The sequence below is a fragment of the Ilumatobacter nonamiensis YM16-303 genome (assembly GCF_000350145.1).
In the GTDB taxonomy this organism is placed as follows: domain Bacteria; phylum Actinomycetota; class Acidimicrobiia; order Acidimicrobiales; family Ilumatobacteraceae; genus Ilumatobacter_A; species Ilumatobacter_A nonamiensis.
On record NZ_BAOL01000396.1, the window covers coordinates 1 to 261 of the forward strand.

A 261-nucleotide genomic window follows, 5' to 3' on the forward strand; every position below is an offset into this window, starting at 1 on the left:
CCATCGGGTGTCAGACACCCGATGGCGCGCGAGGGTCGCTCGGGCGGCGCGGGGAGGCGCGGTCGAGGAACGGCTCGAGATCGGCGACGTCGGTGACGCCGTGCGCGCGGAGCAGATGCGGGAGCACTGCGGCAGTGGCGTGGGCGTCGGCGAGAGCCTCGTGCGGCCGGAGCAGCGACACGTCGTACCGCTCACAGAGGTCGGCGAGACGATGGGACTCCTGCCGGTCGGGATCGAGGCGTCGGGACATCCGCAGCGTGC

1 pseudogene is annotated in these 261 nt (G+C 73.2%); it reads right to left on the reverse strand.

Features of this window, described 5'->3' with window-relative positions:
* Positions 1 to 10: 10 nt before the first annotated feature.
* A pseudogene (locus ON45_RS20730) lies at positions 11 to 261 on the reverse strand (hypothetical protein); the annotation flags it as partial.